The following is a 24183-nucleotide window of genomic DNA, read 5'->3' as shown; positions in this document are numbered from 1 at the left end:
GCCGAGCCCCGCCCCCGCAGGGATATCCGAGGTGCACGGAAACACCGATGTAACGGAGAATGTCTACTCTGCCTAAGAAGACATCTTTTCCCGAGGAGGAAACCCTGGCCCTTTCCGCTCTGCCCCGCCGCGAGAACCCCTGGATCGATCTGCCCGCGCAACGCGACGACGTCGTCTTCGACGAGGGCGTTCTGCGCCTGGTCCACGACACGACGACGCCCGAAGCCGCCCGCACCGCGGATCTGCTGCTGCTCGCGGAGGCGTTCGACGCCGCCGGCATCCGCGTGCTGATGATCCGTCACGATCTCCACACCCCCGCGCTCGCGATCGACCTCGCGGACGCGGAGCGGACGGCGACGGCACTGCGCACTCTCGGTCGGCGCGAGCCGCTGTATCTGAAGGCGAAGGGAACGGCTCCGGTGTTCGCTGCCGACGCCGTCATCCCCGACTCCGCGCCGCACGCCCTCCGCGCGTACCGTCCGCGCGTGACCGCGACGGGAGGCCGGCGCTACGACCACGAGTACGGCGTGCGGGTGGAGTTCTGGCGTTTCGGCGAGACCTCCGTGGAGGCCCCGCAGGCCAACGCGCTCATGCGGCGCATCACGCCCGCTCAGGACGTGGACATCGTCACGGCGACCCGGTACGGCCGCGAGTGGCAGACCGTCGCGGGCATGCTCGACCCCCACCCCCGCGAGATCACCCACGACGTCGACATGGTGTTCTCGTGGGTCGACGGCTCGGCGAGCGAGTTCCAGCGGCAGCGCGCGGCGCAGTTGTCGGAGTACGTCGTCGGCGAGGGCGACGACGGCCCGGCCCGGTACCGCCACGTCGACGAGCTGCGCTACGCGCTGCGCAGCGTCCACATGTACGCGCCCTGGGTCCGCCGCATCTTCATCGCGACCGACTCCCCCGCCCCCGCATGGCTCGCCGACCACCCGAAGGTGACGATCGTTCGCAGCGAGGAGTTCTTCGCCGATCCGTCTACGCTCCCGACGCACAACTCCCACGCCGTCGAAGCGCAGCTGCACCGCATCGAGGGGCTCGCGGAGCACTTCCTGTACTCGAACGACGACATGTTCTTCGGTCGCCCGGTGCACCCCGAGCTGTTCTTCTCGCCCGGCGGCGTCTCGTCGTTCGTCGAATGCGACGTCCGCATCGGCTCGGGCGACCCGCGGCTCGAGCGGTCGGGTCACGACAACGGCCTGCGCGTCAACCGCGCCCTCCTGCAGGAGCGGTTCGGCCGCGTCATCGTCCGCGACCTGGAGCACTGCGCCGCTCCGCTGCGCCGCAGTGTGATGCAGGAGCTCGAGGAGACCTTCCCCGAGGACTTCCGCCGCACCGCGGCATCCCGCTTCCGCGCCGCGACCGACATCTCGGTGACGAACTCGCTGTACCACTATTACGCGATGTTCACCGGGCGTGCACTGCCGACGTCGGTGCCGCGCACACGGTACGTGCAGACCACCCTCGCGCGTTCGCTCGCCGGGATGGAGCGTCTCGCGAAGCGCCGCGACATCGACATGTTCTGCCTGAACGACGGCGGCGAGACCGAGGTACCCGAAGAGATCCGCGTGGCGTCGCTGCGCGACGTGCTGGAGCGGATGTTCCCGATCCGGGCGCCGTGGGAGATCCCGGCCGTCAGCGAAGGACGGGTACGGGACGCGTCGGCGGCGCGCTCCGGCGTGAAGCGCTGACGGGAGCGATCCCGGCCTCGGCCAGTCGCCGCTGGGCCTCGCCGGCGTCGGTGTACTCCAGCGTCGTCGGCGCGTCGATCGGCACCACCGAGTGCACGACCGTGTCGTCGTAGACGTGCACGAAGTTGAACGACTGGGCGCCGTCCTGCGGGCGGGTACCGCCCACCGGGACCGTGAGGTCCTGCGCGTAGCAGGTCGACGAAGCCACCGAGACCGGGATACCGGCGAAGGTCGCGAAGGTCGAGTAGTGCAGGTGCCCGGCGATGATGGCGCGGACGTCGGATCCGGCCAGGACGGCGGCGAGCGAGCGCTGGTCGCGCAGCTCGACGCTCGCGGCCAGTGGCAGCACGCTGGGCACCGGCGGGTGGTGCATCGCGAGGATCGATCCGAGCGGCGCGGGCGTCGAGAGCACCTCGCGCAGCCACGCGAGCTGCGCGGGGCGCACTTCGCCGTGGTGTGAGCCGGGAACGCTCGTGTCGAGCGTGATGAGCCGGAGCCCGTCGATCTCGTCGACCCGGTCGGCCGCCTCAGCGGTGCCGGACTCGCGCCACAGCGTCTCGCGGAAGCCGGCACGGTCGTCGTGATTGCCCATCACCCAGAACACGCGCGTCTCGAGGCGCTCGGCGAACGGCTCGACCAGGTCGCGCAGCTCGGCATAGGCGCCGCGCTCGCCGAGGTCGACGAGGTCGCCGGTGAAGACGATCCCGTCGGGACGGAGGGCCGCCGCCTCGATCGCGTCGAGGGCGCGGCGCAGGTGCGCGGCCGCGTCGACGCGGTCGAAGAGCTGCGAGCCGGCGGCTCGCAAGTGGGTGTCGCTCAGGTGCAGCAGCACCCTCTCGGGTGCCGGGTACTCGGCGCTTCGCATCGTCTCTTCCGGGTCGGGTGATGCTCGCCGCGGCGCTCGCGGCTCGCCCCGAATGTTACCGGCATGTTTCGGGAGAACCCGATGACGCGCTGATGATCATTCAGTGAACGGATGCCGCCAGCCGTACGAAATCGTCGATCGTGAGCTGCTCGCCGCGCAGGGTCGGGTCGATGCCGACGGCCTCGAGAGCGGCGGACGCCGTCGCCGCGGTGCCGCCGAACAGCGGTGAGACCGCCTGACGGAGCATCTTGCGGCGCTGTCCGAACGCGGCGTCGATGATCTGGAAGGTGCGGCGGCGGAGGTCGTCGTCGCCGCGGGGCTCGGCGTCCCGCTCGAAGGCGACCAGCAGGCTGTCGACGTTGGGAACGGGCCAGAACACCTGCCGCGACACCGTCCCGGCGAGGCGCCACGATCCGTACCACGCGGCCTTCGCGCTCGGCGAGCCGTAGATCTTCGAGCCGGGCGCGGCGGCGAGCCGTTCCGCGACCTCGGCCTGGACCATCACGACACCGCGCTGCAGGTACGGAAAGGTCTCGAGGAAGTGCAGCAGCACGGGCACGCTGACGTTGTAGGGCAGGTTCGCCACGAGCACCGACGGCTCACCCGGCAGCTCGGTCACCCGGAGCGCATCGGCGTCGACGACCGTCAGCGCATCGGCGTCGACGCCGTGCCGAGCCGCGGTGACCGGCAGGTGCGCGGCGAGGCGGTGGTCGATCTCTACGGCCGTGACACGCGCACCCGCTTCGAGGATCGCGAGCGTCAGCGAGCCCAGCCCCGGGCCGATCTCGACGACGCGCTCGCCCGGCTGGACGCGCGCCGCGTGCACGATCTTGCGGACGGTGTTGGCGTCGACGACGAAGTTCTGCCCGAGCTTCTTGGTCGGAGTCACGTCGAGTTCGGCCGCGAGAGCGCGGATCTCGGCGGCACCGAGCAGGGTCACAGGCATGAGGACCAGCCTAGTTGCGCCGCGCCGCGCCGCCCCACGGACGACGCGACGCGCGGCTCATGCGTCGGCGGATGCGGCGGCGGCAGCCCGCGCGGCGCCGGGCAGCGCCTCGAGGATGCGGCCGAGGGCGACGTCGTCGTGCGCTGCCGTGAGGAACCACGCCTCGAACGCCGAGGGGGGAAGCGACACCCCCGCCTCGAGCATGGCGTGGAAGAAGGCCGCATAAGCCCCGGCATCCTGACGCGTCGCCGTCTCGTAGTCGGGGACGCCCGCGACGACCGCCGAGCCGAAGAAGACGCTGAAGAGCGTCCCGGCCCGCTGGACGACGTGCGGCACACCGGCGGCATCGAGCGCGGCCGAGGCCGCGACCGAGACCGTGTCGGCCGCTCGCGAGATGCGGGCGTAGACGTCCGCGTCGGCGAGGCGCAGCGTGGCGAGGCCCGCGGCGACAGCGACGGGATTGCCCGAGAGCGTGCCGGCCTGGTACACCGGCCCGAGGGGCGCCAGCAGATCCATGATCTCGGCGCGTCCCGCCAGCGCAGCGACGGGGAGGCCGCCGCCGACGACCTTGCCGAAGGTCAGCAGATCGGGCGCGACGTCCTCCCCCGCCTCGCGCAGGACTCCCCAGTATCCCGACGGCCCCGAGCGGAACCCGGTCAGGACCTCGTCGCTGATGAGCAGCGCGCCGTGGCGGTTCGTCAGCTCGCGGAGGAAGGTCGTGAAGCCCGGCGCGGGCGGGACGACGCCCATGTTCGCGCCGGCGGCCTCGGTGATCACCGCGGCGATGTTCGCGCCGTGCTCGGCGAAGACGGCTTCGAGAGCGGCACGGTCGTTGTAGGGCACCACGAGGGTCTGCGCGGCGATGGGGGCGGGGACGCCCGCGGATCCCGGCAGTGCGAGGGTCGCGAGCCCGGAGCCGGCCTGCGCCAGCAGGCCGTCGGAGTGGCCGTGGTAGTGACCCGAGAACTTCACGAGCAGATCGCGCCCGGTCACCCCGCGCGCGAGACGGATGGCGGTCATGGTCGCCTCCGTGCCCGTCGAGACGAGGCGGATCTTCTCGGCGATCGGCACCCGGCGACGGATCTCCTCCGCCAGCTCGGTCTCGGCGGGTGTCGATGCGCCGAACGACAGACCGCGTCGAGCGGCGTCGACGACGGCGTCGATGACCTCGGGATGCGCGTGACCGACCAGCGCCGGACCCCAGCTGGCGACGAGGTCGACGTAATCACGCCCCTCCGCGTCGGTGACATAGGGGCCGGTCGCCGACACGTAGAAACGGGGCGTGCCGCCCACCGATCCGAAAGCGCGGACCGGCGAGTTCACACCGCCGGGGATGACCGCCCGGGCACGGTCGAACAGTTCGTCGTTGCGGGTCATGCGAAGTCCTTTCCGGCGCGGAGCCAATCGGCCACCTCGCGGGCCCAGTACGTGAGGATGACGTCGGCGCCGGCGCGCCGGATGCCTACGAGCGACTCGGCGATCGTGCGCTCGCGGTCGATCGCACCGGCGCGGGCAGCGAGCTCGATCATCGCGTACTCCCCCGACACCTGGTACGCCCACACGGGCACCGTCGCGGCATCGGCGACACGAGCGAGCACGTCGAGGTAGGGGCCGGCGGGCTTGACCATGACGTAGTCGGCACCCTCGGCGATGTCCTGCATCGCCTCGGCCACGCCCTCTCGCCCGTTGGCGGGATCGAGCTGGTAGGTGCGACGGTCGCCCTGCAGGGTCGACTCGACGGCGTCGCGGAACGGCCCGTAGTAGGCCGAGGCGTACTTCGCGGAATAGGCCAGCAGCGCGACGTCGCTGTGTCCGGCCTCGTCGAGCGCGGCTCGGATGACGGCCACCTGGCCGTCCATCATCCCCGACAGCCCCAGCACTTCGGCGCCGGCCCGGGCCTGGGCGAGCGCCATCCGGGCATAGACCTCGAGGGTCGCGTCGTTGTCGACCGAGCCGTCGGCGGCGAGCAGGCCGCAGTGCCCGTGATCGGTGAACTCGTCGAGGCACAGGTCGGCCTGCACCGTGATGCGTCCCTGCGCCGCGTCGCGCGCCACACGGATCGCACGGTTGAGGATGCCGTCCTCGGCGACCGCCCCCGAGCCCTCGGCGTCTCGGACGGCGGGCACGCCGAACAGCATGATGCCGCCGACGCCCGCGTCCGCGGCATCCGTCACGACGCTCGCGATGGCCTCGATCGGATGCTGCATGACGCCCGGCATGCTGGCGATCGGCAAGGCCTGGTCGATGCCCTCCTTCACGAAGACCGGCAGCACGAGCTGCGCGGCGACGAGGTGGTGCTCGGTCGAGAGGCGGCGCATCGCGGGGGTGCGACGCGTGCGGCGCAGGCGCCGCTCGGGGAAGGTGCTCATGGGGAATCCTCTGGTGCGGGTCGCGCGTCGAGCTCTGCGATGAGGGCGTCGACGCTCTGCGAATGTGCGGTGTGGTGCACGGTGTAGCCGAGCTTCTCGGCGTCGCGCGTGGTGCCGGGGCCGATCGAGGCGATGAACACCTCGTGCCCGGGGATGCCGACCTGGCGGCGGAACTCGCGCCCGACGCTCAGCGACGTGAGCAGGACGGTGTCGATCTTCCCGGTGCGCACCTCCTCGGCGATCTCGGGGGTCAGATCGACCCCCACCGTCCGGTACGCGATGCAGACGTCGACCTCGTAGCCCTGGAGCTCGAGCTCGTCGCTGATGACGGCCATCGCGAGATCCGAGCGGAGCACGAGACAGCGCCCCGTCGATCGCGGTGAGCGACCGGCGCACCACTGGGCGATCATGTTCGTCGCGGACGAGGTGCCCACCGGCACGAACTCGACCTCGAAGCCCGCGTCGGCGACGGCGCGCGCGGTCGGCCGCCCGACGGCGGCGATGCGTGTTCCGATCGGGATGCTCACGCGCTGGGCGACGAGCTGCTCGACGGTGGCCGCGCTCGTGATGAAGACCCAGGCGTACTCCCCCGCCGCCAGAGCGGCGAAGGCCGCGTCGCGGGCCGCGAGGTCGCGTGGGGGCCGCGACTCGATGAGGGGTGCGATCACACCCGTCGCGCCGCGGCGCTCGACCTCGGCGCGCACGCGCTCACCCCAGGCTCCCCCGCGGGGGATCAGGATGCGGCGCCCGCTCAGACCGCCCGTCATCGGCTCGTCCCCGGCAGATCGGCGATGTCCGCAGCACCGCCGTCCAGCAGCTCGGCGACGACGTCGACGGCGACCGACTCACGCTCGCCCTCGGAGGTCAGGTCGGCGCGCAGGGCACGCTGGGCGCGCACCGTGCGGTCGCCCCCGGGCGCGTACACCTCGGCGACGAAGACGGACTCGGCTGCGAGCCCGGTGACAGAGATCCCGACCGGCGCGGCGCATCCGGCCTCGAGTCGGCGGAGGACCGCGCGCTCGAGGAGGGCGCGCGAGGACGACTCGGCGTCGTCGATCAGCGCGACCGCGCGGCCGATGGGCCCGTCGAGGTCGACCGTGCGGATCTCGACCGCGAGCGCTCCCTGCCCGGCCGACGTCGGCCACCGGTCGAGCCCGAAGACCTCGCCGATGGCGCCGTCGCGCTCGATGCGCCGCAGTCCCGCCTCGGCGAGGACGATGGCGTCGTAGTCGCCGTCGCGCATCTTCCGCAGACGCGTGTCGATGTTCCCGCGGATGTCGCGCACGCGCAGGTCGGGTCGGCGGCGCAGCACCTGGGCGACGCGGCGCGGCGACCCGGTGCCGATGACGGCCCCCTCGGGCAGTCCGTCGAGGGTCGTCTGGGCGGTCGGCCCGCAGAGCACGTCGCGCTGCGGGGCCCGTGGCGGCACCGCCCCGATGGTCAGTCCGGGGTAGGGCGCGGTGGGAAGGTCCTTCATCGAGTGCACGACGAGGTCGCATTCGCCCCGCAGCAGAGCCTCGCGCAGGGCGGTGGCGAACACACCGGTACCGCCCATCTGCGCGAGCGAGCCGGTCAGCACATCACCGTCCGTCGTGATCTCGACGAGCTCGACGGGGATGCCGGTCGCATCGGTGATCGCGTCGGCGACATGGCGCGACTGGGTCGTGGCGAGCAGGCTCGCGCGGGTCCCGAGACGCAGGACGGGGACGTCGGTCGCGTCGGCGGCGTGAGTGCCGGCTGTCACGGCGCCACCCCCGCGAGCGCCGGCTGGAAGCCCAGACGCTTGTTCTCGCAGCATCCCGGTCGGCACACGTCGTACCAGGGCCCCAGCGAGGTCACGGCGGGGCGCTCGTCGGCGGGTGTGCCCTTGAGCCGCTCCTCGACGAGGTCGACCAGACCCGCCACGTAGGCCGGGTGCGTGCTGGGCGACGCGGTGCGCACCGCGAACAGTCCGTGCTCCTCGGCCGTCTCCATCGCTTCGGTGTCGAGGTCCCAGAGCACCTCCATGTGGTCGCTGACGAACCCGAGCGGCACGATCAGCACCGCCTTGCGCCCCGCGGCGGGAAGCTCGGCGATCGCGTCATTGATGTCGGGCTCGAGCCACGGCACGGACGGCGGGCCCGACCGGCTCTGGAACACCAGCTGCCAGGGGCTCGTCGCGCCGAGCTCGGCGACGATCGCCTCGGCGACCGCGGTGTGCTGGGCGACGTAGGCGCCACCGGGGCCGAAGCCGCGCTCGGGCGGGCCGGAACGGTCGGCGTCGGAGTTCGGGATCGAGTGCGTCGAGAAGAGGATCTCGATGTCCTCGTCGGCGATGCCGCGCTCGCGCACCTTCGCGAGTCCGTCGCGGATGCCGTCGACGAAGGGGGCGACGAACCCGGGGTGGTCGAAGAACTGCCGGACCTTGTCGATCTCGACCTCGCCCGCCAGTCCCGTCGCTTCCATGGCGTCGGCCAGGTCTTCGCGATACTGGCGGCACGAGGAGTACGAGCTGTAGGCGCTGGTGGCGATCGCGATGACGCGACGGTGCCCATCGGCGTGCAGCTCGCGCAGCGCGTCGTCGACGTACGGCATCCAGTTGCGGTTGCCCCAGTAGACCGGCAGGCCGAGGCCGCGCGCGGCGATCTCCGTCTCGAGGGCGGCCTTCAGCTCGCGGTTGTGCTGGTTGATGGGAGACACCCCGCCGAAGTGACGGTAGTGGTGGGCGACCTCTTCGAGGCGCTCGTCGGGGATGCCGCGACCAGCCGTGACGTTGCGCAGGAACGGCAGGACGTCGTCCTGGCCCTCGGGGCCGCCGAAGCCGAGAAGGAGGAGCGCGTCGTACGACGTGGGCTCGCTCACGTGGGGTGCTCCCCCGCACGACGCGGGACCGGCGGCGGGGACCGCGCAGCCGGGCGCACACGGCGGGGCGCTCTGGGCACGCGGGGGCTTGGGACGGAACTCGTTCGCGCTCATCAGGACAGCACCTCCGCCAGCTCGGACACCTCGACGCGTCGTCCGGTGTAGAAGGGCACCTCTTCGCGGACGTGACGCCGCGCATCGGTGGCGCGCAGGTCGCGCATGAGGTCGACGAGGCTGATCAGCTCGTCGCTCTCGAGCGGCAGCAGCCACTCGTAGTCGCTCAGGGCGAAGGTCGAGACGGTGTTGGCGATGACGTCCGAGAACTTCGCACCGCGGCGGCCGTGCTGGGCGAGCATCGCCGAACGCTCCTCCTCGGGCAGCAGATACCACTCGTAGCTGCGCACGAACGGGTAGAGGCACAGCCAGTCGCGGGCGGGCTCGCCGCGGAGGTAGCCGGGAACGTGCCGCTTGTTGAACTCCGCCTCGCGATGAACGCCCATGGCGCTCCATTCGAGGTCGAAGGCGGCGAGGGCCGCCGTGCGGCGCAGTTCGCGCAGCGCGCGCTGCAGAGCCGCCGGATCGTCGTCCGAGCCGGAAGCCGTGTGCAGCCACACCATCAGGTCGGCCCCCGCGCGCATGCCGGTGACGTCGTACAGTCCGCGCACCGTGACGCCGGCCTCGGGCAGCCCGGCGACGACGCGCTCGAGCTCGGCGAGGTCGGCGTCGGTGGGCGCCTGGTGACGCGGTCGCGGACCGGCGAGGATCGCGAAGAGGGTGTAACCGAGCGGGATCTGTTCGGTCATCAGGACTCCTTTCGGACGGAGGGAACAGCGAAGAGCTCATGGGCCAGCGCGCGGGCGTGCGGAATGACCGAGGCGAGTCCGGTACCGGCCGCGACGGCTCCGGTGACGTGGATGCCGCGGGCCGCGGCATCCATCACCGTCGCCGTCCAGGAGTCGGACTCGGCCGGCACGACGGCGTCGCGCCACCGGGTCGTCAGGATCTCTCCGATGTCACCGCGATCGACGCGAGCGCCCGTGAGGTGGGAGATCTCGCGCGCCACGGCCGCGGCGGAGTCGAGGCCCGCGGTGTCGTCGGCGCGCGCCGAGAGGCGGACGAGGTGCGTCCCCTCCGGCAGCGCTTCTCGCGCCCAGGCCCACTTCGCGTCGATGTGGGTGAGCGCTTTGGCGGCGGTGCGTGCGTCGGGGGCGACGATGACGCCCGATCCGACGGGTTCCGCCGCGAGATCGCGCGCGGTGACGGCGGCGGTAAGCAACCGGACCGCCGGCTGGATCGGTGCTGTCGCCCCCGCATCGATGGCGCGGCTGTCTCGCCCGAGCAGATTCGCGGCACCCCGCGGGCCGGTTGCGATGACGACGTGATCGGCGCGGATCGTCTCGCCGTCCGCGAGCGTCACCGCGACGCCGGATCCGGGCGCCGGGTCGACCCGGCCGACCGCGGTGCCGGTGCGGATCACCGCGCCGCGTTCGGCGGCGAGGCGTGCGACGGCGTCGGCGAGCCGCCACATTCCTCCGGCGATTCCCCCGACGGCGGTTCCGCCCGGAGCGTTCGGGGCGACCTCCGCGGCTGCTGCCAGCAACGAGCCCGTGCGCTCGAACGCCTCCCACATCTTCGGGTGAAGACGCGGGAGCGGAACGGCCGCGGCGGGCTGCGAGTAGATGCTGCGGCAGAGCGGATCCACGAGGTCGCGGAGGAGCCCTTCGCCGAGGCGCTCTTCGACGACGTCGGCGAGCGAAGCGGTGGGATCGACGGGCGCGTCCAGAACCTCGGCGGCAGCTCGCTCGGCGGCGCGGTCGCCGACGATCGCGACGACGTCGGGCGCCAGCGGGTCGGCCGGGATGCCGATCACCGTGCGTCTCGGCAGCGGCAGCCGGCTCCAGCGGGCGCCGGGCAGGCCGACGCCGTGCTGCGATACCAGGTGAGCGGGCCCCGACCGTGGCGCGACGACCTCGAGCGGCAGGGCGAAGTCGGCGATGAGTCGCGGCACCGCGTCGGTGCGCTTCGCGAAGGACTCCGCCCCCAGGTCGATGTCGACCCCCGCGATGCGCCCGCGGCGCAGCATCCCGCCGATCTGATCGTCGGATTCGACGACAGTCGCGCGCGCTCCCGCGGTCACGGCCTCGAGCGCGACGACGAGCCCGGCGATGCCGGCCCCGACGATGACGACGTCGGTCTCGACGGTCATGCCGACCGCCACGCGTGGACGGTGCGCACGACGGAGCTGATCGCGTCGGGATCCGCCTCCATGGGCACTCCGTGACCCAGGTTGAACACGTGTGCGCGTGCCGCGCGCCCGGCCTCGAGGATGCGCGCGATCGCCGCGTCGCGGACCTCGGCCGGAGCGAAGAGCAAGGCGGGGTCGAGGTTGCCCTGCAGCGTCAGGTCGCCGCCGACCCGACGAGCGGCCTCGTCGAGGGGCACGCGGTAGTCGACTCCGAGGGCGTCGATGCCGATCGAGGCCATGTCACGCAGGATCTCGCCCGTCCCGACACCGAAGTGGACGAGCGGGATGTGGTCGATGCCCGCACCCGCCGGAACCGGAAGCGCGCGCACGGCCTCGAACGATGCCGCCGAGGCCGGCAACGCCGCCGCGCGATAGTCCTCCGGCGGCAGGCCTCCCGCCCACGAGTCGAACAGCTGCGCGGCACTGGCGCCGGACTCGACCTGCAGCGCGAGGAACTCCCCCGTCACGCGGGCGAGCCACTCCGTCAGCGCTCGCCAGGCAGCCGGGTCTTCGTGGATCAGGCGGCGGGCGGCCAGATGATCCTTCGACGGCCCGCCCTCGACGAGGTAGGCGGCGAGGGTGAACGGGGCACCGGCGAAGCCGATGAGCGGCAGCGGCTCGCCGCGCGACTCGGACTCCTCGGCCAGCATCCCGGTCGTCAGCTCCACGGCGCGGGCGATCGCCTCGCCGCGCTCTCGCACGAGAGCGGGATCGATCTCGACCGCGCGGGCGATGTCGGCCGCCGTGCGCAGCGGCTGGGCGAAGACGGGGCCGCGCCCGGCCGCGATCTCGACCTCGATGCCGAGGATCGCCAGCGGCACGATGATGTCGCTGAAGAAGATCGCCGCGTCGACGCCGTGGCGGCGCACGGGCTGGAGCGTGATCTCGCTGGCGAGCTCGGGCGTCAGGCAGGCGTCGAGCATCGTGCCCTGCGAGCGCAGCGCACGGTATTCGGGCAGCGACCGGCCGGCCTGGCGCATGAACCAGACGGGGGTTTTCTCGACGCGTTCGCCGAGCAGGGTGCGCACGAGCCGGCTCGAGCCGGTGGCGTGCGTGACGAGAGGGTGGGCGGATGCCGGAATGATGATCTCCTCGAATGAGTTAATCGATATACTAGTCACGATTCCAGGGGGTTCTTCCGCACGTGCTCGTCGCTCTCACCGCGCATCAGCGCTCCACGCCGCTCGCTTCACTCGAGCGACTCTCCGTCATCGGAGACGAAGTCGGCACCCGGTTGACAGAGGCCCATGACGCCATCCAGGGTGCTGTCGTCCTGGCGACCTGCAACCGCTTCGAGGCGTACTTCGACCTGCGCGACGACGCCGACTTCCCCTCGACGATCCCGGCGATGGACGCCGCGATGGAAGAGATCGCGAAGCTGAGCGATCTGCCGTACCGAACCGTCCGCGAGACGGTCGACTTCGCCCACGGCAACAAGGTCGCTCATCACCTCTTCTCCGTGGCGTCCGGCCTCGACTCGGTCGCCGTCGGCGAGGACGAGATCGCCGGCCAAGTGCGTCGCGCGCTCGACGACGCGCGACGGGGCGGGCTGACCACCGCTCCCCTCGAGCACCTCTTCCAGCGGGCCACCGAGACCTCACGCGCCGTGAAGAACAGCACGCGCATCGGGGAGTCGGGCCGTTCGCTCGTGCGACTCGCCCTCGAGCTCGCGTCCTCGCGCGTGGCGGACTGGTCCGCGGCGCGGGTGCTGCTGGTGGGCACCGGCCGCTACGCCGCGGCATCCCTCGCCGCACTGCGCGACAAGGGCGCCGTCGACGTCCGCGTGCACTCTCGCTCGGGCCGCAGCCGCTTCGCCCAGCGCGAGCACCTCGTCGCCGTCGACGCCGAGCACTACGCCGAAGAGGCGGCCGCTGCCGACGTCATCGTGACCTGCACGACGACCACCGACACCTATGCGCTCACCGCCGCCGAGCACGCCGCCCGCCGGGCCGGCGCCGATCGCACGCAGCTGATCATCGACCTCGGGCTGCCCCGCAATGTCGACCCCGCCCTCCGCGACGTCGCCGACATCGAGCTGCTCGATCTCGAGACCATCCGCATCCACGCCCCGATCGACGAGTTCGCCACGCTCGACGAGGCACGCGAGATCGTCGCCGGCGCTGCGGCCCGCCACGCGGCGGCGCGGCGCGTGCACGAGGTCGCGCCGTCGGTCGTGGCGATGCGCGGATACATCACGGGCATCCTCGACGACGAGCTCGAGCGTGCACGGCTGCGCGGCGAGTCCCCCCAGGTCGAGGCCGCACTGCGCCACTTCTCGGGTGTGCTGCTGCACCGTCTCATCGCGCAGGGTCACACCCTCGCGTCCTCCGGCTCGGGTGCGGCCTGGGCCGATGCGGTGGCGACCGTGTTCCCGGCTGCGGCCGAGGCGTCCACGACCACCGGCGCCGTTCCGACCGAGCGCGCCCCGGGTGGCGCGCAAGCCGGAGTCGGCCGGTCATGACTCGGCAGGTGACCCTGAAAGACATCGCGCTGCGCGCGGGTGTCTCCACGGCCGCCATCAGTCAGGCCCTCAACGATCGCGGGAGCCTGCGTCCCGAGACGCGCGAGCGCATCAAGGCGATCGCGGCCGAGCTCGGATACCAGCCCAACAAGTACGCCGCGGCGCTGCGGAGCGGCCGCACGATGTCGGTGGGCTTCGTCGTTCCCCAGGATGCCGAGCTCGACCTGTCCAAGCGCGGTGCACTGCATCGCAGCCGGCACATCGGCGCGCTCGTCAGCGCTGCAGCCGATCAGGGCTTCACGGTCACGATGCTGCCCGCCGCGCGGCCCGACCTGCTGCGCGGCGCGCAGATCGACGTCGTCTACTTCGCCGAGGTGGCCGCCGACGATCTGCTGCTGCGCGAGGCCATCGCCCGCGGCATCCCCGTCGCCACGAACGACCTCTACGTCGACACCGAGCTGTCGATCACCGTCCGCACCGGCTACGACGAAGCGGTGCGCGCCGCCCTCGCCCTGCTCGAGGCCGGCGGGGCGCGGCGTATCGGGTTCCTCGTCGACGATGCGGGCTCGCCCCGCGACGAGATCGGCGAGACCGCGTACCGCGCGTGGAGCACCGTGCGCGGTCGCGACCCGCTCGTGGCCTACCTCGATGCCGAGCACGGCGCGCTCCCCCGCCGGGTCGGCGAGCTGCGCGACGCGGGCGCCGACGCGATCTTCTCGTTCGCCGAGGAAGGCCCGGCCATCTACCTGCAGCTCGAGGAGATGGACTTCGTCATCCCGCGCGACATGCAGTTCGTCGCCCTCTGCACGAGCGACTGCGCCGTCAACACGCGGCTCGGTGTCACGCACGTCTGCGTGCACCCGGAGCTCGCTCCCGCCGCGATGTTCCAGGCCCTCAGCAGCATCCGCGACGCCGGGGCACCCGATGTCATCGATCTGCCCTGGGAGATCGTGCGCGGCTCGTCGACGCGCTGAGGCTTCAGAACTCGCCGTAGACCTCGAGCGTGTTCGCGGCGATCTGAGCCGACAGCTCGTCGACGTCGATTCCCAGCTCGGCCGCGATGAAGCGAAGCGTCACGGGGATCAGGTACGGCGCGTTGGGCCGCCCCCGGTGCGGGGTCGGCGTCAGGAAAGGTGCGTCGGTCTCGACCAGGATCCGCTCGCGCGGCGTGACCGCGAGGGCGTCGCGCAGGTTCTGCGCGTTCTTGAAGGTCACGTTCCCGGCGAAGCTCAGCCAGTAGCCGCGGTCGGCGGCGATCCGCGCCATGTCGGCGTCGCCCGAGAAGCAATGGAAGACGGTGCGCGCGGGAGCACCGACGCGCTCGAGGGTCTCGAGGACCGCATCGTGCGCGTCGCGGTCGTGGATCTGCATCGCGATGCCGTGCTTCTTCGCGAGCTCGATGTGCGCCTCGAAGCTCTCGAACTGGGCGGGCAGCCCGTCCTTCCCGGTGCGGAAGAAGTCGAGGCCCGTCTCGCCGATCGCCCGCACGCGGGGCTGCGCCGCCAGCTCGTCGATGACGGCGACGGCCTCGTCGAGGCGGCCGGCCTCGGCGTACAAGGGCGCCTCGTTCGGATGGATGGCGACGGCGGCGAGCACGCGCGGGTGGGATGCCGCCGCCCACGCCGACCACCGCGACGACTCGATGTCGCCGCCGGCTTGGACGACGCCGATCACCCCGACGGATGCAGCGAGCTCGAGCTGCTCGTCCAGCGAGCGGGGCTCGTCGCCATCCTCGATCTCGAGGTGCGTGTGGTTGTCGTACACCGGCACCGTCAGCGGTTCCGGCGCCTCCGGCCAGCGCACATCCCTCGCCGCCTGGGATCGTTGCCGCACATACTGCGACACGTCATCCGTCGACTCGCCACGAAGCGACGGTGTCGAGTCGGCCGGATCCGCGTTCTTCGGCGAGTCGACCATGCTCAGGCGGGCTGCTCGACTCGGGGGAACAGCGGGGCGAGGCCGTTGACCGTCGTCCCAGCGGGGAGCACACCCCAGCTGCCCGCCTCCCGCAGCGGCTGGTCCTCGAGCCGTGCGTCGATGCCGAGCGCCACCCAGAGCTTGCCGGTCGACTCGGGCATCACGGGAGACAGCAGCACCGCGAGGGCGCGCAGCCCCTCCGCGGCCGTGTACAGCACGGTGCCGAGTCGCGCACGCTGGGCGTCGTCCTTCGCGAGGGCCCACGGCTCGTTCTCGGTGATGTAGCCGTTGAGCGCATCGACGATCGTCCAGATGGCTCCGATCGCCTCATCGGGCCGGAATCGCTCCATGGCGGCATCCGCGGCATCGGCGGCCTCGGCCACGACGCGCTGGATCGCGAGGTCGCCCTCGGAGTACTCGGCCGGCGGCGGAACGATGCCCTCGAAGTACCGCTCGATCATCGCGATCGTCCGCGACGCGAGGTTGCCGAACCCGTTGGCGAGCTCGGCCTGGTAGCGCGCGGAGAGGTCCTCCCACGAGAAGGACCCGTCCTGGCCGAACGCGATCGCGGAGAGGAAGTAGAAGCGGTAGGCGTCCGAGCCGAACACGTCGGTGATCTCGGTCGGGGCGATGCCGGTGAGCTTGGACTTCGACATTTTCTCGCCGCCGACGAGCAGCCAGCCGTGCGCGAAGACGCCGCGGGGCACGTCGAGACCGGCCGCCATCAGCATGGCGGGCCAGATCACCGCGTGGAACCGCAGGATGTCCTTGCCGACGACGTGATACGCGGGCCAGCGGCGCGCGAACTCGTCGGGGTCGGTGCCGTACCCGATCGCGGTGGCGTAGTTGAGCAGCGCGTCGACCCACACGTAGATGACGTGCGACGGGTCCCAGGGAACCGTGATCCCCCAGTCGAACGCCGACCGCGAGATCGAGAGGTCCTTCAGCCCCGACTTCACGAACGAGACGACCTCGTTGCGCGCCGACTCGGGACGCACGAAGTCGGGGACGGTCTTGTACAGCTCGAGCAGGCGGTCCTGGAACTCGCTGAGCTTGAAGAAGTAGTTCTTCTCCTGCAGCAGCTCGAGCGGCTTCGAGTGGATCGCGCAGACCTTGAGTCCCTCGAAGGCGCCGGTGCCGTTCACGATCTCGGCCTCGGGCTTGAACTCCTCGCAGCCGACGCAGTACAGCGCCGCGTACTCGCCCGCGTAGATGTACCCGCGGTCGAAGAGCGTCTGCACGAAGACCTTCACACGCTCCTCGTGACGCTCCTGCGTCGTGCGGATGAAGTCGTCGTTCGCGACGTCGAGGGTGCGCAGCAGCGGGAACCAGGACTCCTCGACGAGCTTGTCGACCCACTCCTGAGCGGTGACGTTGTTCGCCGCCGCGGCGCGGAGCATCTTCTGACCGTGCTCGTCGGTCCCCGTCAGCATCCACGTGTCGTCGCCCGCCTGACGGTGCCAGCGCGCGAGCGTGTCCACCGCCACCGTCGTGTAGCCGTGCCCGATGTGGGGCAGGTCGCTCGGGTAGTAGATCGGCGTGGTGATGTAGAAACTGCGGCCGTTGCTCACCCCGAGATTCTAGTTCGAGTGCGCGGACCGCCGGTGCCGTGTGTCGCGGCGACGGAGCGTCACGCGGTCTCGCGCACGATGAGGGATGTCGGGAGCACGAGCGGCTCCGGGTCGCCGCCTGCGATCACCTGCAGCACCATGTCGACCATGGCCGAGCTGATCTCGTTCCACGGCTGCCGCATCGTGGTCAGCGGCGGATCGTGCGTCGCCGCGAGGCCCGAGTCGTCGAAGCCGGCGACGGCGATGTCGTCGGGGACCCGTCGTCCGCTGCGGCGGATGGCGGCGATCGCGCCGACCGCCATGACATCGGATGCCGCGAAGACGGCGTCGATGTCGGGCGCGCGCTCGAGTAGTCGCGTCATCGCCGCCGAACCGGCGTCGCTCGAGTAGACGTCCTGCTCGACGAGCTCGGGGTCGAACAGGTCGCCCATCTCCTCGCGGAAGCCCTGCAGGCGGTACCGGCCGCCCGGGGTGTCGTCGGGGCCGGTGATCACGGCGATCCGGCGGTGGCCGCGCGAGAGCAGGTGGCGCGTCATGGTCCGCGCCGACTCCTGCTCGTCCACCGACACGGTGGGGACGTGGGCGCGGTCGCCGAGCGGCACGCCGGTGCAGACGGTGGGGACCCCCGCGGCGATGAGGGAGGCGAGCAGCGGGTTCGACTCGTGCGACGAGATGAGGAGCACGCCGTCGACGTGACCCGCGCGCACGTAGCGCTCGACGTTCGCCCGCTCCGCGGCGGTGTCGGCGATCATGAGCACGAGGGTCATCGAGCGCTGCGCAAGCGCCTCGGTGGCTCCGCGCAGGAGCAGCGCGAAGGTCGGGTCGGCGAAGAGCAGGTGCTGAGGCTCGGTGAGCAGGAAGGCCAGCGAGTTCGATCGCCCGGTGGCCAGACTGCGGGCGGCATGGTTGGCGGTGTAGCCGGTCTCGCGGATCGCCCGGTCGACGGCGTCGCGGGCCTCGGGCGAGACCCAGTGCCCGCCGTTGATCACGCGCGACACGGTGCCGTGCGAAACGCCGGCCGCTGCCGCGACGTCGCGGATGGTCGGTTTGCGCGACGCGCCGGTGGAGCCGTTCACGTCGGTGAGCCTACTCCGCACAGCACTGCCCGGTCGGCACGCGCCGCCAGGAGGAGCCGAGCGTGGCAGGCGACCTGGGACCGGTCACAGTTCGGTAACGACGCGTGTTCTGGATGACGGGCTCGCTTACAGTTGTCGCACACCCTGTGACCGGTCACAGTACGACCGGCGCATTCGAGAGACACGAGGACGCGTTTCATGCCTGCGAGCGTTTGGCCGGCCATCGACGGGATCGCCTACGGCGGCGACTACAACCCGGAGCAGTGGCCCCGCGAGGTCTGGCGCGAGGACGTCCGCCTCATGCGCGAGGCCGGGGTGAACCTGGTCAGCGTCGGCATCTTCTCGTGGGCGCTCATCGAGACCAGCGCAGGCGTGTTCGACTTCGACTGGCTCGACGAGATCATCGGCCTGCTCCACGAGAACGGCATCGCCGTCGACCTCGGCACCCCCACGGCATCCCCGCCCGCCTGGTTCTTCGCCGAGCACCCCGATGCGCGTGCGGTCAACCGCGACGGCGTGGTGATGGGCTTCGGCTCGCGCGGCATGGCGTCGCACTCCGCACCCGCTTACCGTGAGGCCGCCATCCGCATCGCCTCGACGCTCGCCGAGCGGTACGCCGACCACCCGGCAGTCGTCATGTGGCACGTGCACAACGAGTACGGCGTTCCCGTCGGCGAGGACTACTCCCCCCACGCGCAGCGCGCCTGGCGCACCTGGCTGCAGGAGAAGTACGGCTCGCTCGACGCGCTCAACGCGGCGTGGGGCACCGCGTTCTGGGGCCAGCACTACGGCGTGTGGGAGCACGTGGGTGTCCCGGCCGCAGCGCCGTCGGTCGTGAACCCGGCGCAGCGGCTCGACTTCGCCCGGTTCACCGACGCTCAGCTGCGCGCGTGCTTCGTCGCCGAGCGCGACGCCATCCGGCGCTTCTCGTCTCTCCCGGTCACGACGAACTTCATGGCCAACCAGCACCACGGCTGCGACCTCTGGGCCTGGGCGCGCGAGGTCGACATCGTCTCGGACGACCACTACCTGTGGGCCGCCGACGTCGAGGGCGAGATCGGTCTGGCCATCGCCGCGGACCTCTCCCGCTCGGTCGGGGGCGGCAAGCCCTGGATCCTCATGGAGCACTCGACCTCGGCGGTCAACTGGCAGCCGCGGAACATCGCCAAGCGCCCGGGCGAGATGGCGCGCAACTCGCTGTCGCACCTCGGACGCGGCGCAGACGGCATCCTCTTCTTCCAGTGGCGGGCCGGACGGTCGGGCGCCGAGAAGTTCCACTCGGCGATGCTCCCGCACGCCGGCACCGAGTCGCGGGTGTTCCGCGAGGTGGTCGATCTCGGCGCGAAGCTCAACCGGCTCGCCGAGGTGCGCGGCTCGCGCGTGCACGCCGACGTCGCGATCCTGTGGGACTTCGAGTCGTTCTGGGCGCAGGATCTGGAATGGCGCCCGTCGGAGGACGTGTCGCACGACGAGCGCATCCGCGCGTTCTACGAGCGCCTGTGGCGCGACAACATCACGGTCGACTTCGCCCTGCCGGGTCACGACCTGTCGGGCTACAAGCTCGTCATCGCGCCCGCGCAGTACCTTCTGCGCCAGGCCGACGCCGACAACCTCAACCGGTATGTCGAAGCCGGCGGCACGCTGGTCGTCTCGTTCTTCTCGGGCGTCGTCGACGAGAACGACGCCGTGCACCCGGGGGGCTTCGCCGCTCCGCTCGAGCCGGCGCTCGGCGTCCGCGTCGAAGAGCACCTGCCGCTGCGCGCCGGAGTGACCACGACGATCGATGTCGGCGGAGCGTCGCACACCGCCGACATCTGGCACGAGCACCTCGTCGTCTCCGAGGCGGAGGTCCGCGCGACCTACGTCGACGGACCGGGCGCGGGGATGCCCGCGGTGACGCGCAAGCGGCACGGCGCCGGCACCGGCTGGTACGTGAGCACGCGACCGGATGCCGCGGGCCTCGCGGCCATCATGGCCGAGGTGTACGCCGACGCGGGCGTCGCCCCGCTCGACGCGCCGGCCGGCCTCGAGATCGTCCGCCGTACCGGCGACGCCGACGACTACGTCATCGCGATCAACCACGCGGCGACGGACGCTGAGCTCGCCCTGGAGGGCGTCGACCTGGTGACAGGTCGCGCCGCCCGGGGCACGCTGGAGGTGAGTGCGGGCGACGTCGCCGTCATCCGCACTCCGCGCACAGCACACGGGAGCGGCCGATGACCGCGCCCACGACCGAGAGACAGTCGACGTCTCGCGGCAGGCACTGAGAGAGAAAGCCGACGCCACCCGGCGGCGGCATCCACACCGGTCGTGACGGAGCGACCTCGCGAGAGGCCCTTCCGATCGACCACTTCGGAAGGAAGATCCATGCGCAAGATCGGGACCGGAATCGTCGCCATCGCGGCGACCACCGTCCTGCTCGCCGGTTGCTCCGGCGGCAGCACCCCCAGCGAGAGCGGCAACGCCGCCGAAGGCTCCGGCGGCTCGCTCGTCGTCTGGACCGACGCCAACCGCGCGCCGGCCATCGAGGCCGCGGCGAAGGCGTTCGAAGAGGAGACCGGCACCAAGATCGAGCTGGTCCAGAAGAACTTCGAGGACATCCGCAACGACTTCATCAACCAGGTGCCCACGGGCGAGGGCCCCGACATCACCGTGGGCGCCCACGACTTCCTCGGCTCCTTCGTCTCGGCCGGTGTCGTCGACACCATCGATCTCGGCGACAAGGCCGACCAGATCGAGAAGGTCGCGGTCGACGCATTCACCTACGACGGCCAGCTGTACGGCTTCCCGTACGCACTCGAGACGATCGCGCTCGTGCAGAACACCGATCTCGTGGGCGAAGAGGCACCGTCATCGTTCGACGACATGATCGCCCGCGCCCAGGCTGCGGGCGCCGAGCGTCCGTTCGTCATCAACACGGCGGGCCAGAAGGGCGACGCCTACACGATGTACGGCTTCCAGACGTCGTTCGGCGCGCCCGTCTTCGTGCAGGACGCCTCGGGCTCGTACACGAACGAGGTCGGCATGGGCGGCGCGGGCGGCGAGGCATTCGCCACGTGGCTCGGCGCTCACGGCGAGGCCGGTTCGGGCGAGATCTCGACCACGATCGACTACGACACCAACAACGAGCTGTTCGCCGCCGGCACCGCCGCGTACACGGTGCAGGGCCCGTGGGCCATCGAGACGCTCACGGCCAACGGCGTGAACGTCAAGGTCAACCCGATCCCCTCGGCCGGCGGCGAGACCGCAGCGCCGTTCGTGGGCGTCCAGGGCTTCTACATCAGCTCGGAGAGCGCGAACAAACTGCTCGCCCAGGAGTTCCTGACCACCTACCTCGCGACCGACGACGCGCAGCGCGCCCTCTACGAGGCCGACCCGCGCCTGCCTGCGTGGAAGACCCTCGCCGCCGAGGTCTCGTCCGACCCCATCGTCGCCGGATTCCTCGCCTCCGCCGCGAACGGCGTGCCCCAGCCCTCGATCCCCGAGATGGGTTCGGTCTGGGACCTGTGGAACGCCGCACAGGTGCAGATCATCAAGGGCGGCGACCCCGTCAGCACCTGGAACACCATGGTGACCGACGTCCAGGCCGCGATCGGCTGATCCCCTCCGGGGGCGGAGCGCACAGCTCCGCCCCCGGACCCCTCTCGTGAAGGAGATGCACATGTCGGTCCCCCAGGGAACCGTGAGCGAGAGCGCACCGCCGCGCCGCTCCCCCGAACGGTCGCAGCAGTCCGAGCCGCACGGGCGGCGCTGGTCCGGCATCGGCTGGGGCTTCGTCGTGAAGCTCGTGCTGCTGGCGATCGTCAACGCCTTCGGCCTCATGGGCGTGTTCGCCGCCGTCCAAGCCGAGTCGTGGATCATCGCGACCGCTGCGGCCGTCCTGCTCATCGCCGCCGACATCGTCTACTTCACCAAGCGCGCTCTGCCGCTGAAGTACCTGCTGCCGGGACTGGCGTTCCTGCTGGTCTTCCAGGTCTTCATCTTCGGCTACACGGCGTACATCGCCTTCACGAACTACGGTGCCGGGCACGTCGGCTCGCAGGACCAGGCGGTGGCCGCGGCCCTCGCCCAGGGCGAGCGGCGCATCGACACCTCGCCGTCGTACCCGCTGGCGGTCGTCGAGCAGGGCGGCGAGTACGGCTTCGCGATCGTCGACGACGGCGAGATCAAGGCCGGCGCCACCGACCGTCCGCTCGAAGTCGTCGGTGACGCATCCGGCTCGGGCGCACCCACCGACGTTCCCGGCTGGAACGTGGTCCCCCGCGGCACGTTCCTCGGCGACCCCGCCCTCCAGGAGCAGATCGTCGAGCTGCGCGTCCCGGTCTCGGACGACCCGAACGACGGCTCGATCCGCACGCGCGACGGCTCGACGGGAGCCGTCTACCTCTCGACGCTGACGTGGGATGCCGACGCGCAGACCATCACCGATACGGCATCCGGCGTCGTCTACAACGCGACCGACGACGGCCAGTTCGTCTCCGCCGACGGCGCGGCCCTCCCGACCGGGTGGGTCGTGAACGTCGGATTCGACAACTTCCTGCGGCTGGTCACCGACCCGGGCCTCCTCGAGCCGCTCGCGCTGGTGACGCTCTGGACGTTCGTGTGGGCCGCGCTCTCGGTCATCATCCCGTTCGCGATGGGGCTCGTCGTGGCGCTCATCTTCAACGACCCGCGGGTGAAGGGCCGGAAGATCCTACGGACGCTGTTCATCCTCCCGTACGCCTTCCCGGCGTTCATGTCGGCCCTGCTGTTCCGCGGCATGTTCAACGCCGAGTTCGGGGTCATCAACGAGTTCTTCTTCGGCGGCGCGAACATCGACTGGCTCGGTGACCCGTGGCTCGCCCGCATCGCCGTGCTGTTCGTGAACGTCTGGTTGACGTATCCGTACTACTTCCTGGTGTGCACGGGTGCCCTGCAGGCGTTGCCGTCCGACAGTCTCGAGGCCGCATCGATCGACGGCGCCGGCAGGTTCCGGCAGTTCCGGGCGATCGTCCTGCCGCTCGTGCTGGTGTCGACGGCTCCTCTGCTGATCTCGTCGTTCGCCTTCAGCTTCAACAACTTCACCGTCATCTACATGTTCAATAGCGGCGGGCCGGCGATCCCCGGCGCCCCCTACGCGCTCGGCTCCACCGACATCCTGATCTCCGCGATCTGGCGTATCTCGGGAGTCTCGGGCGGTGCTGCCGACTACGGCCTGGCCAGCGCCCTGTCGATCCTCGTGTTCATCGTGATCGGCGTGATCTCCGCCCTGGCGTTCCGCCAGACCCGCAAGCTGGAGGAGTACCAGTGATGTCTGCAACAACCACCGTCGCCACCCCGCCCAGCCGCGCCGGCGCTCGCCGTCGCCGGTGGGTGCTCGAGGTGGGCTGGAAGTACCTCGTCGCGCTCGTCATCCTCTTCTACGCGATGTTCCCGCTCCTGTACGTCGTTTCGGCGGCCCTGAACCCGCGGGGCAGTCTGGCCGCGAGCAATCAGCTGTTCGGCGTCTTCGACCTCGCGAACTTCGCTTCGCTCGGCAGCACGTCGTACTGGACCTGGTACGGCAACACGCTGATCGTGAGCGGCGCATCGGCCGTCGGGGCCGTGCTGATGGGAGCCGCGGCGGCGTACGCCTTCTCGCGGTTCCGCTTCCGCGGTCGCCGCGCGGGCCTGACGTCGCTGCTCATCATCCAGATGTTCCCGCAGGCGCTGGCGTTCGTCGCGATCTTCCTGATGCTCCTCGCCCTCGGCGAGGTGTTCCCCGCCCTCGGTCTGAACTCGAAGCTCGCGCTCATCTGCGTCTACCTCGGCGGCGCGCTGGGTGTGAACACGTTCCTCATGTACGGGTTCTTCAACACGATCCCGATGGAGCTCGACGAGTCGGCGAAGATCGACGGCGCGACACACGCTCAGGTGTTCTGGCGCATCATCATGCCGCTCGTGACGCCGATCCTCGCGGTCGTGGCGCTGCTGGCGTTCATCGCCTCGTTCGGCGACTACATCATCTCGAAGATCGTGCTGGTGTCGCAGGACAACTGGACCCTCGCCGTCGGGATGTTCCAGTGGGTCTCGAATCAGCTCGCGAGCAACTGGGGCCTCTTCGCGGCGGGTGCTGTGCTCGCGTCGATCCCCGTGCTGGCTCTGTTCCTCGGCCTCCAGCGGTACATCATCGGCGGGCTGACGGCGGGCTCCGTCAAGGGCTGACGCGAGAACGCACCC

20 protein-coding genes are annotated in these 24183 nt (G+C 71.0%); 7 read left to right on the top strand and 13 right to left on the bottom strand.

What is annotated here, in order from left to right:
* Window positions 1-59: 59 nt before the first annotated feature.
* A complete protein-coding gene (locus C3481_RS00255) occupies window positions 60-1694 on the top strand; it encodes a stealth conserved region 3 domain-containing protein (RefSeq protein WP_023950308.1) in 1635 nt (544 codons plus the stop codon).
* Here C3481_RS00255 and C3481_RS00250 read toward each other — a convergent pair.
* The 10 genes from C3481_RS00250 to hemE form a co-directional block, all read right to left on the bottom strand.
* Window positions 1639-2559, bottom strand: a complete 921-nt coding sequence (locus C3481_RS00250) for a phosphodiesterase (RefSeq protein WP_023950306.1) — start codon at window positions 2557-2559, stop codon at window positions 1639-1641. The two genes, C3481_RS00255 and C3481_RS00250, sit on opposite strands and share 56 nt — an antisense overlap.
* A 100-nt stretch (window positions 2560-2659) precedes the next feature.
* Window positions 2660-3505, bottom strand: coding sequence for a 16S rRNA (adenine(1518)-N(6)/adenine(1519)-N(6))-dimethyltransferase RsmA (gene rsmA, locus C3481_RS00245; protein WP_064956461.1), 846 nt, complete (start codon window positions 3503-3505; stop codon window positions 2660-2662).
* Window positions 3506-3562: 57 nt separating this feature from the next.
* The gene (gene hemL, locus C3481_RS00240) at window positions 3563-4882 is read right to left on the bottom strand and encodes a glutamate-1-semialdehyde 2,1-aminomutase (protein ID WP_103840369.1); all 1320 of its coding nucleotides are present in this window, start codon (window positions 4880-4882) and stop codon (window positions 3563-3565) included.
* Window positions 4879-5874 carry a porphobilinogen synthase gene (gene hemB, locus C3481_RS00235; protein ID WP_023950300.1) on the bottom strand — a complete coding sequence of 332 codons (996 nt, stop codon included), beginning with the start codon at window positions 5872-5874 and terminating at the stop codon, window positions 4879-4881. The genes hemL and hemB overlap by 4 nt, the downstream gene beginning before the upstream one ends.
* Window positions 5871-6641: a uroporphyrinogen-III synthase gene (locus tag C3481_RS00230; protein WP_103840367.1), complete on the bottom strand. Its 771-nt coding sequence runs from the start codon at window positions 6639-6641 to the stop codon at window positions 5871-5873. The genes hemB and C3481_RS00230 overlap by 4 nt, the downstream gene beginning before the upstream one ends.
* Window positions 6638-7618, bottom strand: a complete 981-nt coding sequence (hemC, locus tag C3481_RS00225) for a hydroxymethylbilane synthase (RefSeq protein WP_258038984.1) — start codon at window positions 7616-7618, stop codon at window positions 6638-6640. The genes C3481_RS00230 and hemC overlap by 4 nt, the downstream gene beginning before the upstream one ends.
* Window positions 7615-8829: a ferrochelatase gene (locus C3481_RS00220; RefSeq protein ID WP_103840365.1), complete on the bottom strand. Its 1215-nt coding sequence runs from the start codon at window positions 8827-8829 to the stop codon at window positions 7615-7617. The genes hemC and C3481_RS00220 overlap by 4 nt, the downstream gene beginning before the upstream one ends.
* Window positions 8829-9518 carry a hydrogen peroxide-dependent heme synthase gene (gene hemQ / locus C3481_RS00215; protein ID WP_023950291.1) on the bottom strand — a complete coding sequence of 230 codons (690 nt, stop codon included), beginning with the start codon at window positions 9516-9518 and terminating at the stop codon, window positions 8829-8831. The genes C3481_RS00220 and hemQ overlap by 1 nt, the downstream gene beginning before the upstream one ends.
* Window positions 9518-10921 (bottom strand): NAD(P)/FAD-dependent oxidoreductase, encoded by a 1404-nt coding sequence (locus tag C3481_RS00210; protein WP_103841917.1) that lies wholly within the window; start codon window positions 10919-10921, stop codon window positions 9518-9520. The genes hemQ and C3481_RS00210 overlap by 1 nt, the downstream gene beginning before the upstream one ends.
* Window positions 10918-11988 carry a uroporphyrinogen decarboxylase gene (hemE, locus tag C3481_RS00205; protein WP_258039079.1) on the bottom strand — a complete coding sequence of 357 codons (1071 nt, stop codon included), beginning with the start codon at window positions 11986-11988 and terminating at the stop codon, window positions 10918-10920. Before hemE ends, C3481_RS00210 begins: the two co-directional genes overlap by 4 nt.
* Window positions 11989-12104: 116 nt before the next feature.
* On the opposite strand from hemE, the gene C3481_RS00200 reads away from it, so the two are divergent.
* Window positions 12105-13421: a glutamyl-tRNA reductase gene (locus tag C3481_RS00200; protein ID WP_023950285.1), complete on the top strand. Its 1317-nt coding sequence runs from the start codon at window positions 12105-12107 to the stop codon at window positions 13419-13421.
* A gap of 8 nt (window positions 13422-13429) precedes the next feature.
* A complete protein-coding gene (locus C3481_RS00195) occupies window positions 13430-14395 on the top strand; it encodes a LacI family DNA-binding transcriptional regulator (protein WP_242435587.1) in 966 nt (321 codons plus the stop codon).
* Between the two features lie 4 nt (window positions 14396-14399).
* Here C3481_RS00195 and C3481_RS00190 read toward each other — a convergent pair whose 3' ends face one another.
* The 3 genes from C3481_RS00190 to C3481_RS00180 are packed head-to-tail and all read right to left on the bottom strand — an operon-like array spanning window position 14400 to window position 17985.
* Entirely contained in the window at window positions 14400-15338 is a 939-nt protein-coding gene (locus tag C3481_RS00190; protein WP_103840363.1) for a TatD family hydrolase, read from the bottom strand.
* Between the two features lie 2 nt (window positions 15339-15340).
* The gene (gene metG, locus C3481_RS00185; protein WP_071917996.1) at window positions 15341-16909 is read right to left on the bottom strand and encodes a methionine--tRNA ligase; all 1569 of its coding nucleotides are present in this window, start codon (window positions 16907-16909) and stop codon (window positions 15341-15343) included.
* Between the two features lie 59 nt (window positions 16910-16968).
* Window positions 16969-17985, bottom strand: a complete 1017-nt coding sequence (locus tag C3481_RS00180; RefSeq protein ID WP_036304553.1) for a LacI family DNA-binding transcriptional regulator — start codon at window positions 17983-17985, stop codon at window positions 16969-16971.
* A gap of 198 nt (window positions 17986-18183) precedes the next feature.
* On the opposite strand from C3481_RS00180, the gene C3481_RS00175 reads away from it, so the two are divergent.
* The 4 genes from C3481_RS00175 (at window position 18184) to C3481_RS00160 (ending at window position 24168) form a co-directional block, all read left to right on the top strand.
* Window positions 18184-20205, top strand: coding sequence for a beta-galactosidase (locus C3481_RS00175; protein WP_103840361.1), 2022 nt, complete (start codon window positions 18184-18186; stop codon window positions 20203-20205).
* A 147-nt stretch (window positions 20206-20352) separates the two neighbouring features.
* Entirely contained in the window at window positions 20353-21585 is a 1233-nt protein-coding gene (locus C3481_RS00170; protein WP_023950275.1) for an extracellular solute-binding protein, read from the top strand.
* A 61-nt stretch (window positions 21586-21646) separates the two neighbouring features.
* Window positions 21647-23275, top strand: coding sequence for an ABC transporter permease subunit (locus C3481_RS00165; RefSeq protein WP_023950274.1), 1629 nt, complete (start codon window positions 21647-21649; stop codon window positions 23273-23275).
* On the top strand, window positions 23275-24168 hold the full coding sequence (locus tag C3481_RS00160; RefSeq protein ID WP_023950273.1) for a sugar ABC transporter permease: 894 nt from the start codon (window positions 23275-23277) through the stop codon (window positions 24166-24168). The genes C3481_RS00165 and C3481_RS00160 overlap by 1 nt, the downstream gene beginning before the upstream one ends.
* Window positions 24169-24183: the final 15 nt, after the last annotated feature.

The sequence above is a fragment of the Microbacterium sp. Ru50 genome (assembly GCF_002920555.1).
Lineage (GTDB): Bacteria > Actinomycetota > Actinomycetes > Actinomycetales > Microbacteriaceae > Microbacterium > Microbacterium arborescens.
The sequence above is the reverse complement of the archived record's forward strand: the minus strand, read 5'-3'. Positions and strand labels throughout refer to the sequence as shown.

Excerpts from the sequence above, each read along its gene's own strand:
- C3481_RS00255 (WP_023950308.1), top strand. The coding sequence starts at position 60 with ATGTCTACTCTGCCTAAGAAGACATCTTTTCCCGAGGAGGAAACCCTG.
- C3481_RS00250 (WP_023950306.1), bottom strand. The coding sequence starts at position 2,559 with ATGCGAAGCGCCGAGTACCCGGCACCCGAGAGGGTGCTGCTGCACCTG.
- rsmA (WP_064956461.1), bottom strand. The coding sequence starts at position 3,505 with ATGCCTGTGACCCTGCTCGGTGCCGCCGAGATCCGCGCTCTCGCGGCC.
- hemL (WP_103840369.1), bottom strand. The coding sequence starts at position 4,882 with ATGACCCGCAACGACGAACTGTTCGACCGTGCCCGGGCGGTCATCCCC.
- hemB (WP_023950300.1), bottom strand. The coding sequence starts at position 5,874 with ATGAGCACCTTCCCCGAGCGGCGCCTGCGCCGCACGCGTCGCACCCCC.
- C3481_RS00230 (WP_103840367.1), bottom strand. The coding sequence starts at position 6,641 with ATGACGGGCGGTCTGAGCGGGCGCCGCATCCTGATCCCCCGCGGGGGA.
- C3481_RS00220 (WP_103840365.1), bottom strand. The coding sequence starts at position 8,829 with ATGAGCGCGAACGAGTTCCGTCCCAAGCCCCCGCGTGCCCAGAGCGCC.
- hemQ (WP_023950291.1), bottom strand. The coding sequence starts at position 9,518 with ATGACCGAACAGATCCCGCTCGGTTACACCCTCTTCGCGATCCTCGCC.
- C3481_RS00210 (WP_103841917.1), bottom strand. The coding sequence starts at position 10,921 with ATGACCGTCGAGACCGACGTCGTCATCGTCGGGGCCGGCATCGCCGGG.
- C3481_RS00190 (WP_103840363.1), bottom strand. The coding sequence starts at position 15,338 with ATGGTCGACTCGCCGAAGAACGCGGATCCGGCCGACTCGACACCGTCG.
- C3481_RS00175 (WP_103840361.1), top strand. The coding sequence starts at position 18,184 with ATGCCTGCGAGCGTTTGGCCGGCCATCGACGGGATCGCCTACGGCGGC.
- C3481_RS00170 (WP_023950275.1), top strand. The coding sequence starts at position 20,353 with ATGCGCAAGATCGGGACCGGAATCGTCGCCATCGCGGCGACCACCGTC.
- C3481_RS00165 (WP_023950274.1), top strand. The coding sequence starts at position 21,647 with ATGTCGGTCCCCCAGGGAACCGTGAGCGAGAGCGCACCGCCGCGCCGC.
- C3481_RS00160 (WP_023950273.1), top strand. The coding sequence starts at position 23,275 with ATGTCTGCAACAACCACCGTCGCCACCCCGCCCAGCCGCGCCGGCGCT.